This is a genomic window from Okeania sp. SIO2F4 (genome assembly GCF_010672385.1).
Classification (GTDB): domain Bacteria; phylum Cyanobacteriota; class Cyanobacteriia; order Cyanobacteriales; family Microcoleaceae; genus Trichodesmium.
This window is the reverse complement of the sequence record NZ_JAAHGT010000374.1, coordinates 1-8,672: the sequence shown is the minus strand read 5'-3', so window position 1 is coordinate 8,672 and position 8,672 is coordinate 1. Positions and strand designations below refer to the sequence as shown.

Genomic DNA, 8,672 nt, shown 5'->3' with positions numbered 1-8,672 from the left:
TGAGATTATTGCTGCTGTTTTAGCTGGAGTTGCTGCGGTTATTGGTTCGAGTGGTATTATCTATTTTTGGGCAGGAAATCTAGTCAAAGGATTGTTATTATTTTTGGGTTCGGGAGTAATTTTTGGATTTGGTGTAATTTTGTTTTTTCAAGTTGTTATGGAGTTAGAAAAGTTATCAAAAACATCTTTTGAGAATGCGGATTTAACTAATGCTATTTTTGAGGAGGCAATTATTGAAGATTCTGAATTTTTCAATTTTTTGATTCCGCTAAAAAACAGGTAATGTGGAATAATTCCAGTTCCAAATTAAAGCACAGGTAGCTTGTATTTTCCCAAAAAACAAATGCATATTTAGCACTCAGAAATCTGGCAAATAGTAGAGTTATATTTTTCAAAAAAAATGGTAATTTTAGATTTAAAGCCTAAAATACCATAAGTTGAGGGTTGGCGAAACCAAACACATATAATCGGTTTTAATGGTTTAGTGAAATGTAGTTGAGTCTGGCTTTCCCCTATTTCTTTTGAATTAAATAATGACCTCTTTGCATTAATTGTGCGCCAACAACTATAACTTCAAAAATAGATACTTGTGATAGTTTTCACATTATCAGCAGTAGGATATGACTTAGTTATCAGTTTTTTGTAATTTCCGCTAGTTGCTTCTTTGAACATTTTTTCAATGTTATCCGGATCGTAAAAAGCCATATCTGTAGAAGTCATTCTTTGTATTAGGGGCGAGTTTTTCTCATTTGGATAATATAAACAAGCATATCTACAAGATAGTTGACAAATTAAATTTACCAGTTTAAAAGCAAATTCTAATGATTCTTTTCCATAAGGTTCTGGGTAGTCGTAATTAACTGAAAGTGTACCTAGAGATACAACAAAGTCATATTTAGAATCTTTCCAATTATAAGATAAAGCATCACCACTTATAAAATAATTTCTGTTATCGTTACCTTGTAGTTCGGATGCTTTTTCTGAGAAAGTAGTTAAAATATCTATACCAGTGTACTTTCCTTGAAATCCCTTTTTCTCTCTTAAATATCTAGCTAATGCTCCGTACCCACAGCCAATATCTAATATAGAAATATTTGTAGAACTCCAGTCGATATTAACTAAATTAGTTGCTAATTGGAAGCCTTGATACTGATTTTCATAGCAACCCCATCCTACTTCTTTAGACAGACTTTCTTCTAGGTCAATAGTTTGCTCTATCTTATCTATTCTTCTTGAGTAAAAATCTTTATTAATTCTGCGTAGCTCTTCTTCAAGCATATTATTTTATTAATCTCTTGATTTAAAAGTCATAAAAAAAGAGAGTTGTGACGCACCCTCTTTTTTCACATAATATTTATTAACACAAAGGTATATTCAATTAAAGAACATCCTTTAGAGCACAAATGAAACCATAGCTTGCATTTGAACTTTGTGCTGCACTAATAGCTGCACTTTTACCGCCTGTTAGGTAAGCTACAGCACACTTCATAATGATTGACATACTCACTGGAATAAAGTGTGCAGCACAGTATGCTTTGATAGCTACTATGATAGCTGCACTACCAGCTATTGTGATAGGTTCTGCCATTTTTACTTACTCCTAAATTTTAGCAAGAAAACGTTGAATTCACACTTGAATTCATTTTTCTATTCTATAGAATTACCAGAGTTTTGTAAGGTCATAAAAAGTAAAATTTGGTAGATACTTTTGGCGAGGTTTTATCAGTATAAATTGAATTAAAAAGTAAAATATGGGTGTAAAAAGTTGTAAAAAGGTTAAAAAAGTAGTATGGTAAGTATTATATAATGTATTTAGTAAAAATGGATTTCCAAAAAGTAATTAAATGGGCAGAAGATTTAATGTGGGCTAAAAAGAAAAGACATTTGAATAGTCTGGAACGGGCAATATTAGAACGAGTCTGGAATAATCACAAATATCAAGAAATTGCTGATGAGTATCGCTATAGTAAAGATAGCGTCAAAACAGTAGCAGGCAATTTATGGAAACTGATATCAGAAGAACTAGACGAAAAAGTTAATAAAACAAACTTCCGCGCTGCAATGGAACGATATTATATTTGCAACTCTAATGTTGGTGATTTTGCACAAAGTAAATTTTATGAAAGCAGGATTAGTGTATATAGAGAAAGTTGTCACTCTGACGAAACCCCTAAAAACCGATCGCCAACCACCCCCAACTCCGACAACATTCAACCAGAAAAACGCCACGACCTGACCGACGCACCAAAACTCCGTAATTTCCACAACCGCACCAACGAACTCGCCACCCTGAAACAATGGATACTCGAAGAAAATAACCGCATCGTCACCATAACCGGATTATCGGGTATCGGTAAAACCACCCTCACTAGACAACTGGTTGAAGACATTCAAGACAACTTCTACTGCATCCTCTGGCGAAGTCATCGAAAATTTTCCACCCTCAACGCTCTCAAAACTAACTTAATTGAGTTTTTCTCCCCACCCCCACCACAACAAAATTTATCAATTCCAGATTACTTGCGTTTCTATCGTTGCCTAATTATTCTCGACGACTTCCAAGAAACATTAACTACCGGAGAATTTGTCGGTACTTACATTCCAGAATACAAAAATTACAGTAAGTTAATCCAAGAAATAGCACGTTCTCCTCACAACAGTTGTTTACTCCTCCTCAGTTGGGAAAAACCCACAGAAATAGCTAACTTAGAAACAGAAAACTGTCACTGCCACACCTTACAACTTCAAGGTTTAGGAGAGTCAGCAACAGAATTATCAAAAGTGAAAAATTTAACCGATAAAGATAGATGCTTAGAACTTATTAATCTTTACAGTGGCAACCCTTTATGGTTAAATATTATAGCTTCTACTATCGAAGATTTATTCAATGGTAGTGTCGCTAAATTTTTATCTTATTCCAATCCATTTTTAGGAGATTTAAAACCAATATTACACGAGCATTATCAGCGCTTATCTGAGTCTGAAAAGTTAGTCATGCAGTGGTTAGCTAATCAGGAAATAGGAGGAAATATTTGCAGTCAACCTCCTGAATTTTCTGGAAATAACGATTTTTTAGGAGCAATACAGTCTTTAAGAAAACGGGGGTTAATAAAAAAAATTGTGAGCAAGGAAGGAGCTGTTTTTACTCTTGAACCTGTTATTAAACAATATGTAAAAAATCAATATAACAGTTGAGGACATATTATATCATATCCGGTTGAATAGTTATAATTAAAGTTAGTAGTAGGACTTTAGTTATATCTTGAATTAGGGCTAAAAATCTACTACAAACAGAAAATTTTTTATCACTTATTATCTGGATATCATAATTACTGAATTATTCTCAGTAATGTCATAGCAATGCTCATAATCCTGTAAAATTATTACTAATTAATCATATAGTATTTTATTACTTTTAAGTTTGGCAAATACAACTTTGGTTGACCATTAATTATTGATAACTCAATCTTTGCCAACTCTACTACTTAATTTCCTATTCTTGATAAAATACTATGAATCAACCATTACCTTTAGATTTTGCTCAGCAAGACCTACGACATCGCAATTTTCAAGGTCAAGACCTGACAGGAGCTAATTTTAGTGGTTCTGACTTGAGAGGTTGCAATTTTCAGGATGCTATCCTAATAGGGGCTAATTTTCGAGGTGCGATAATTGGGCAAAGTAGGAGCAAGATTAGGATTTTGATTGTTCGTTGTGCTGGAGCGGCGATCGCTGTTACTCTTGCTAGTGCTTTTGCTAGTTTTATTGTTGGTGAAATGGCTGGGATTGCTGCTTTGATTGCAACTGGATCTGTGGCGGTTGCTATTACTAATGCTGAGAGTGAGATTATTGCTGCTGTTTTAGCTGGAGTTGCTGCGGTTATTGGTTCGAGTGGTATTATCTATTTTTGGGCAGGAAATCTAGTCAAAGGATTGTTATTATTTTTGGGTTCGGGAGTAATTTTTGGAGTTGGTGTAATTTTGTTTTTTCAAGTTGTTATTGAGTTAGAAAAGTTATCAAAAACATCTTTTGAGAATGCAGATTTAACTAATGCTATTTTTGAGGAGGCAATTATTGAAGATTCTGAATTTTTCAATTTTTTGATTCCTCTAAAACACAGGTAATTTTGTATTTATTTTTCATCATATTATTTCTTTGTAAATGTTAGCTTGACAAAATAATCATAGAGATTTATAATCCGGCAAGTCTGGTGTAGTTAACTAGGAGTAAAATTAAGTGAGTAATAGTGAACCGATTAATTATGGTCGTTATTATTGGTATGTTCGGGTAACTAAAAATATAGCCGAAAATGAAGAACAATATGTTCAGGCAGATGAAGCACAGGTAAAAGATGGTGTTTTATTGTTCCTACAGCACACAGATGAAGGAGCAAAAATTAATATGGCTTTTGCTCCGGGAACTTGGTTAACTACTTTTGTAACTTCTTATAACACATAAGCAAAGTTAGATAAATAAATATGTTCATTGTCAAATGTTTTAGCAGTATAAATCAAGAAAAAACTTGATTCATATTGAGTAAATGATGGAAAAAATTCAGACCCTCAATAGATATGAGAAATAACATTCAATCTTAATTAAGCTAATTGAGTCTTTGTTTGTAGCTGTGCTTTAGCGCTAAAAGTTTAACACTAAAAATATCGCTGTTGGTTGTTGATAGAATGTTTGGGTATTATTTTGAGTTTGCCAACGTTGGTTTAATTCCTCTAATAATTTTCCATTTGCTGGAATTAAAACAGTGGGATTAAAGTCATTTTTTTTGTCGATATAATTGTTTACAATATCCTGAGAACCTTGGAATTTTAATTCGAGATTTCTATTGGGATATTTTTGCTCAAATTGAGTTGATAATTGTTGGAGTGGTTCGGCAAGTTCTGTACCACTAACTACTATAATTTTTTGATTTAATCCTGGAATTGGTGCATAAGCTAAAGCTAAAGCTGTACAAGTAATTATTCCAGAAAAAATACGACGATTTTTGAGATATTTATGATTTGTAGTTGTCATGTTCAGATATTCTCGTTCTGTGATATTAAGTAATAAAAATTTGATCGGAGATTGTTGGCAAATGAAATATAAAAAAGCTTTTGTTTGTAGTAGGACTTTAGCCCTAAGATATATATTTAGGGTTTGTGTATGGAAAGTCTTTTTGATAGGGTAGGGAGTAGGGAATAGGGAGTAGGGAGTAGTTAAGAGTTAGGATTTACGGTAGTTGTAGAAGAGGTGGTCATTCATAATTGCTCCTTAGTTTTTCTGTCATAATTACCCGGTTTAGGCTCACTTTTTCCGCTCCATCAACCGAAAAGCTGGTACTTTTTCAGTGCCTAAAATTCTTCAAACCTTTATTGAATAGTGCTTTGATATTTAATCAGCCAGCCCTATTTAGATAAATTTTAACGGCTAGTACCATCTTTCTCTGGAACAGGTGGTTGTTCATTTTTTTGATAATTTTTTTGTTGTTGAATAATAGTTTTTTCAGCTTTATAGCAACTATGATTGAACTTATTATTTGGTATTTCTGCCCCTTGTACCATAGTAATAGTTATTGTTATCAACAATCCAACTGAAAGAGAATCAAGTTTATTATTCATAATTTTCTTCCTGGTACTTATTGATATATCGGAAAAAATATCATTGTTTATGCAAACTTGATTCTTTAAAGCCAGAAAAAATCGGTATTTTCACTATCGATATAATTCAAGACAACAAATATAGAGATAGCCTTGATCAAGTTACTTAGGTACAGTTGTTTTTCTTCTTTTCTCTCTTGGTGCGCGTTCCCTCTCTTGGTCAGCATTCCCTCTCTTGGTCAGCGTTCCCTTGCGCCTTACGCCGACGCGGGATCTGACCGCTTGCGTCTGTCGCCGACGCGGGGTCGCACCGCTATTCCCTGTTTCCCAAATTATATGAAATACAAAAAATTGTGCAAATATACGAATCACCCCACCTCCCTATCACCCCATATCTCTACCTACTCCCTAAATTTAAAGAAACATTTTTATGTTGTCTTGGTAGCTATTTAATTCATCACTTAAACTGCGCAACTCTTGAATTTATTCAGAATTATTCAAGTTGGCAGTTCGCAATTTATTTTCTAGTTATTGCAATAATCCTGCTGAATCTTGCACCATTGTATGGAGACTAAAAATTTTTGCTTGTCGAGTATCTTTGCCAGCTTTTACTAACTGAATATTTCTTTCTAAACTAGCAGCTAATTGTTGTAAATGCTGTTGAGAAATACCAGAACTTTACTTTTGCTTGTTCTTAACTTCTAATAATTGTCTTTGCAAATCATCCACAGATTCTGATAGGAAGTTTGAGTATTAGCAGTATTTGCCTGAATTACAGAAGACTCATAAACAGAAGCGATCGATGCCCAAAACGGACGATTTTTCACCATATCCTCAGCTAAGGAACTGCTGGAAACGCCGTAGCGAGTGACTTTACTTTGAATTTTTTGAATTTGGGGTTGATATTGTTACAGGTCCGCAACGGTGAGTTGTTCGGGGCGTTTATTGGCAAAGGAGGCAAATTGCGCGACCAAAGTTTGCAAACCCGAATTGGAACGAGTCGGAGCAGTATGAACATAATGTATTGGCAGTTGGGGACTACTTGAGTCTAGGTCTCGGTGAGTTTGAGCATTGATGAGTGCTTGGTATATATTTGATTGTTTCTGTAACCCAGGTGCGACCTCTTTTGATGCCATAAATACCATCGGACTATTTGCTAACAAAGGTGCATCAGTAATTTGAGGAATATAATTTTGTCCGGGATAGAGTTGATTAATTTTGTATAAGAGTTGGGAATGATAAATTTCGCCATCTACGGAAATTAGGGTGGGAAATTCTGGGGAGTCTGGTTGAATAGCTCCACTTTTGAGTTTTTTGGAAAGGGAAACTATTTCTGTCACCACATCCCCACTACCTTTTGATTCACATTTCAAGGAAAAAGGTTTACCATTATCGAGTTTGGGTTTTTGTTGACTGAGTTGGGTGGCAGTTTGGTTAAAGAATTTTTCTAAAGCACTACCAACTAAAAATTTGACTTCAACTCCTGAAGAATTTGCGGAATTATTGACTTGAGCGCAAGCTCGGAGAAATAGAAGTCCTAAAGTAGGAATTAGATTTTTTTTGCCAGTTAATTTTCATTTTTATTCGGTTGTAATCTAACTTTGTTCTACTTATTAATCAGCCATTTCTCCCTTTTTTATGCAAAAAAATAGGCATCCCACGGAATGCCTTATGAATAATCAGCTTTGTTCTATATTTATTAATCAGCTATGGTTTCAAAAATTATGCAAACAAGCAGATTCAAGATTACAGAACTTTTCAGATTGATGAGTTCAAGTTAAAACCAAAACCCAGTAGGGATGTTCCATGGAACGTCTCTACAGTGTTCTTTTAACTTTTAACTTGATTTAGAGCACTTTTGAGAATGGTGAGGTACAGTTGAAGACTATAATTTCTGTTCCTATTTATTAAAGTGATAAAACTTTCTACCTCACTAATATTATGTCCGGTTCAATAGTTATAATTAAAGCTCGTAGTAAAGCTCTAGCCCCAAGTATAGATAGGGCTAGAGGTTTACTACAAACCATATACTTTTTTATCACTAATCATCCGGACATGATATAACTCCAAAACTGCTGTAATTCTTGCTTTTAACTTTTGACTTTTAACTTTTGACTTGATTTAATTCTTAGTCAATTACCCAATAACCATTTTGTCGCCAATATTGTTCTGTTAAAGCCATTTCTAAGTCATCTTGTTGAATCCAACCTTTAAACATTAGTAATTCTCCAAGTTTTTGATGACATGAAGCTTGGATATCTATCGCTTGGTCTAATTGAGCTTGAGAAATTAATTGTCTGCGGATGAGAATTTCACCTATTTTCATCATGGTATTTCACCTGTTTAAAATTGATGTGGTTCTGTATCGGCACCCTAATGATTGACTCTATTTACCATTATATATCTGGATTAATACTTAATAATCAGCTAGTTTCTGGAGATTTATGCAAAATTTAATATCCCCAGGAATAAAAGTAAGGAACTCAAGTCTCCTACTGTATTCTTCATCAATCAAGTATGGCAAGTTTACAGATACTGTTCGTACCATTTACAAAAATTAACATTATTGATTTTAGAGATATTCGACCCGTTGACATGAAGCGCTAATGACTTCTATCTGTCGTAAAGTTACTAAACTAAAAAGCAACGACATTTCTACCAAGGGAAAAGCGAATAAAAAGGCAAAACCATCCAGTTATTTTCCAGTCTGCTTAACTATTTCAATATATTTTTCCTGTGATACTTTAATTGGGCAACCATATATCTAAAAGACCTCTCCGGAAAAGAGGGAGTAGGTCAAAAGGAGCAGGGAGTAGGGGGAAAGAATTGATAATTTTTGGGCATGGGATTGATTTGATTTTTGATGATCGGAGATATCTAAAGATAGAAAAGGTTCCCAAATGAATATTTACTAATTTATCAGCCAGACAGGAGAGTTTTATGAAAACTTCTAGCAATTAAATTTATAAGGTATAGATAATCGTCAGGGAAGTTAGGACATTCTCAAACTCTCAAATATAGGAATTTAACTTCGCGCCTTCTAACTTCTAAACTTTTGAGTTTTGAATTTTAACGAATGGGACA

10 protein-coding genes and 1 pseudogene are annotated in these 8,672 nt (G+C 34.0%); 4 read left to right on the top strand and 7 right to left on the bottom strand.

What is annotated here, in order from left to right; all coding sequences use genetic code 11:
• Window positions 1-283, top strand: a pseudogene (locus F6K22_RS21925) (pentapeptide repeat-containing protein); the annotation flags it as partial.
• Window positions 284-573: 290 nt separating this feature from the next.
• Here the strand turns inward: F6K22_RS21925 and F6K22_RS21920 are convergent.
• Together F6K22_RS21920 and F6K22_RS21915 are read right to left on the bottom strand one after the other, a co-directional pair.
• The gene (locus F6K22_RS21920) at window positions 574-1,278 is read right to left on the bottom strand and encodes a class I SAM-dependent methyltransferase (protein WP_293102649.1); all 705 of its coding nucleotides are present in this window, start codon (window positions 1,276-1,278) and stop codon (window positions 574-576) included.
• Window positions 1,279-1,378: 100 nt separating this feature from the next.
• Window positions 1,379-1,588, bottom strand: a complete 210-nt coding sequence (locus F6K22_RS21915) for a hypothetical protein (RefSeq protein WP_293102646.1) — start codon at window positions 1,586-1,588, stop codon at window positions 1,379-1,381.
• A 233-nt stretch (window positions 1,589-1,821) separates the two neighbouring features.
• Between F6K22_RS21915 and F6K22_RS21910 the strand changes: the two genes are divergently transcribed.
• The 3 genes from F6K22_RS21910 to F6K22_RS21900 all read left to right on the top strand — a co-directional run bounded on the left by F6K22_RS21910 (window position 1,822) and on the right by F6K22_RS21900 (window position 4,458).
• Complete coding sequence (locus F6K22_RS21910) at window positions 1,822-3,195, top strand: helix-turn-helix domain-containing protein (protein ID WP_293102643.1); 1,374 nt, start codon at window positions 1,822-1,824, stop codon at window positions 3,193-3,195.
• Window positions 3,196-3,512: 317 nt separating this feature from the next.
• Window positions 3,513-4,124, top strand: a complete 612-nt coding sequence (locus F6K22_RS21905; RefSeq protein WP_293102640.1) for a pentapeptide repeat-containing protein — start codon at window positions 3,513-3,515, stop codon at window positions 4,122-4,124.
• Window positions 4,125-4,236: 112 nt separating this feature from the next.
• Window positions 4,237-4,458, top strand: coding sequence for a hypothetical protein (locus tag F6K22_RS21900; protein WP_293102638.1), 222 nt, complete (start codon window positions 4,237-4,239; stop codon window positions 4,456-4,458).
• 177 nt (window positions 4,459-4,635) lie between these two features.
• Here the strand turns inward: F6K22_RS21900 and F6K22_RS21895 are convergent, their stop codons facing one another.
• The 5 genes from F6K22_RS21895 to F6K22_RS21875 all read right to left on the bottom strand — a co-directional run bounded on the left by F6K22_RS21895 (window position 4,636) and on the right by F6K22_RS21875 (window position 7,917).
• The gene (locus tag F6K22_RS21895; RefSeq protein WP_293102635.1) at window positions 4,636-5,025 is read right to left on the bottom strand and encodes a substrate-binding domain-containing protein; all 390 of its coding nucleotides are present in this window, start codon (window positions 5,023-5,025) and stop codon (window positions 4,636-4,638) included.
• Window positions 5,026-5,411: 386 nt separating this feature from the next.
• Window positions 5,412-5,609 (bottom strand): hypothetical protein, encoded by a 198-nt coding sequence (locus F6K22_RS21890; RefSeq protein WP_293102632.1) that lies wholly within the window; start codon window positions 5,607-5,609, stop codon window positions 5,412-5,414.
• Window positions 5,610-6,289: 680 nt separating this feature from the next.
• Window positions 6,290-6,418, bottom strand: a complete 129-nt coding sequence (locus F6K22_RS21885; RefSeq protein WP_293102629.1) for a hypothetical protein — start codon at window positions 6,416-6,418, stop codon at window positions 6,290-6,292.
• A 78-nt stretch (window positions 6,419-6,496) separates the two neighbouring features.
• Complete coding sequence (locus F6K22_RS21880; RefSeq protein ID WP_375340187.1) at window positions 6,497-7,138, bottom strand: extracellular solute-binding protein; 642 nt, start codon at window positions 7,136-7,138, stop codon at window positions 6,497-6,499.
• A 578-nt stretch (window positions 7,139-7,716) separates the two neighbouring features.
• On the bottom strand, window positions 7,717-7,917 hold the full coding sequence (locus F6K22_RS21875) for a cyclic di-GMP-binding domain-containing protein, MshE-related (protein ID WP_293102623.1): 201 nt from the start codon (window positions 7,915-7,917) through the stop codon (window positions 7,717-7,719).
• Between the last annotated feature and the right edge of the window lie 755 nt (window positions 7,918-8,672).